Annotated in this window: 1 protein-coding gene and 1 pseudogene; one reads left to right on the forward strand and one right to left on the reverse strand. The window is 76.4% G+C overall.

The genetic code is table 11. The features are described 5' to 3' along the window. Window positions 1-1,527 (forward strand): annotated as a pseudogene (locus BEP24_RS16100) (hypothetical protein); the annotation flags it as partial. A gap of 16 nt (window positions 1,528-1,543) precedes the next feature. Here the strand turns inward: BEP24_RS16100 and BEP24_RS16105 are convergent. Next, a complete protein-coding gene (locus BEP24_RS16105; RefSeq protein WP_065965176.1) occupies window positions 1,544-2,401 on the reverse strand; it encodes a LysR substrate-binding domain-containing protein in 858 nt (285 codons plus the stop codon). Window positions 2,402-2,701: the final 300 nt, after the last annotated feature.

A 2,701-nucleotide genomic window follows, 5' to 3' on the forward strand; every position in this document is an offset into this window, starting at 1 on the left:
GGACCGGCCCGCCCCTCCGGTGCCCTCGCGGTGACCGCCGTCGTCACCACCGCCCCGGCCGTCACGTCCGGCGCCCCGGTCGACGCCCCGGCCCGCGACGGTTCCGCGCCGCACGCCGTGCTGTCCGGTCCCGCGCACACCGCTCCTGCCCTGGCCGGCACGGTCCCGGTCGGCGCCGCCGTCTCCGCGCACCTGCCGTCCGGCACCGGTCCGTCCGTCGTGCACGCCGTGCCGACCGCGATCGACGCAGCGGACGGTCCCGCCGCTCCGCACGGGACGGTCGCGTCGAGCGGATGGCCGGTCCCCGTTACCTCCGAGGCGTCCGTCCGGGGCGCCGGTCCGGCCAGCCCGGCGAGCGACCTGGCTGCCCTCGCCGGAGCGGCGCCGGGTGCGCTGCCCTCGACCGACGACGTGGTCGTCCCGGACTTCCCGCCGCAGCAGGACCTCCTGCCGCCGGCCCCGACCTCGCCCGCGGTGCAGGTCCCGCCCACCGACAGCGTCCCGGTCGCACCGGGTCCGGCACGGGAGCGCTCGGCACCGGCTCGTGCGGCGACGGTGGCACCGGTCCCGGTCGCCGTGCCCGACAGCGGGCTCGACCCCGCGGTCGGCCGACCGCGGTTCTCGGTCCCCGGCCTCGAGCACGTCCTCGTGGAGGGCACCGAACCGGAGCCGAGCGGGCCGATCGGCTACCGCACCCCCGCACGCTTCGCGCGACAGCAGGCCCCCATCGCGCCGCAGGCCCCGCGCGACGACCAGCAGTCGGCGCCGTCCTTCGAGGCCGTCCTCGCTCCCCCGACGAGCACCCCGACCACGGCCGACACCGCACCCGACGGCGGCGCGGCGCACCGGAGCGTGCCGCACACGGACGCGTCCGGTGCCCTCGGAGCGGCGGTCCCCGGCGACGAGGACGGCCTCTCCGTCGCGACGGTGCCCCTCGAGACGATCGACCTGCCCGAGGGCGCACGTGCGGCGCGGTCCGCTCGACCCCGACGACGGCGTGGACGGTCCGGGCCACGGGCCGGCCGGACGTCCGCTCCCGAGGCGCGCAGCCGGGCCCTCGGTGCGCGCGCGGGCGCGGTCGGCCACCCGTCCACCGGTGACCACGCGAGCACCGGTGACCGTCCCGGCCACGCGGGCCGGACCGACGGACGTGCACCGCGCCTCCCGGCCGGTTCCGCGACCACGCGCACCGACCGGCGGCCCGCGGTCTCGCCGACCACGGGCGGACTGCTCGGTGCCGTGACCGGCGGAGCGACCCTCGCGCTCGCCGCGTGGTGGTTCACCGCGCCGGCGACCGTGCACGCGACGGGGATCGCCCTCGGGATCGTCGCGCTCGTGCTGTCGACGACCGTCCTGCGGGACCCGACCACGACGTGGCAGCGGCCGCTCGCCCTCCTCGGTGCCGTGCTCGGCGGGGTCGGGACGCTCGTGCTGCTCTGGGCCCTCGCGGCGGCGCTGCTCGGTGCTGGTGGGATCGCGCTGCCGGACGTGACCGGGACCGGCGTCGTGCCGGGCGTCGCCCCGTAGGGCGGAGCGCCCGCCGTCAGACCGCGCGGACGACCCCGCGCGAGGTGATCGCGTTCGTCAGGGCCTCGATCGGCTCCCGCTGCACCGTCGGGTTCGCGATGAGCACGTAGTCGACGGCCGGCAGGTCCGGCAGCGCGAGCCGCTGCGAGACCTTCACCAGGTCGGCGGGGATGAGCGAGTGCGGGAACACCGCCACCCCGATCCCGGCCCGGACCGCGGCCAGGACGCCGTTCACGTCACGCGTGTTGCAGGTGATCCGCCAGGTGCGACCGGCCGCCTCGAGGGCGTCGATCGCCATCTGCCGGCTGATGCTCGGCGCCTGGTACGCGATGAGCGGGACCGGTTCGCCCGGTTCGAGGGCGATGCCGTCCTGCGCCATCCACACCATCTGGTCGGTCGCGACGCGGGTACCCTCGGCCGACTCCCCCGCGGTCTGCTTGATGAACACGAGGTCGAGCTGCCCGGCGTGCACCCGGCGCAGGAGCGGGGCGGACTGGTTCACCGTGAGCTCGAGGTTCACCTGCGGGTGCAGGCGCCGGAAGTCCCGGAGGATCCGCGGGAGCTGCGTGATCGCGAGGTCGTCGGCCGCGCCGAACCGGAGCCGACCGCGGGTGGCCGCCCCCGAGAAGTACGCGTCGGCCGTCGCGTGGGCCGCGAGGATCGTCCGCGCGAAGCCCGCCATCGCGTCGCCGTTGTCGGTGAGGGCGACCCCGCGGGTGTCCCGGGCGACGAGGGTGCGCGACACCGCGGTCTCGAGCCGCCGCACGTGTTGGGAGACGGTCGGCTGGCTGATGCCGAGGCGCTGACCGGCGACCGTGAAGCTCCCGGTCTCGGCGACCGCGAGGAAGGTCTGCAGCAGGACGGGGTCGAGCACGGGGGCTCCATCTGGTCGGGAGGGTGGGTCGAGGTCGCTCCGGTCGGGCGGCGCGGGTCGGCGGTGCGCCGGTCGTTGCGTTCCGCGACGGCCGGCACTGGTCGACGCTGCGCCGGTCGTTGCGTTCCGCGATGGCCGGCGCTGGTCGACGCTGCGCCGGTCATTGCGTTCCGCAATGGACTGATAGTCACCATACGGGGATCGAATGGGCCGCGGTGACGTAGTTTCGAACGGGTACGAATCCGCCCCCGACGATCCGGAGCCCCACCACCGTGAGTGCGTCACCGACGACCCTCCCTC

This window comes from Curtobacterium sp. UCD-KPL2560 (assembly GCF_001705035.1).
In the GTDB taxonomy this organism is placed as follows: Bacteria; Actinomycetota; Actinomycetes; order Actinomycetales; family Microbacteriaceae; genus Curtobacterium.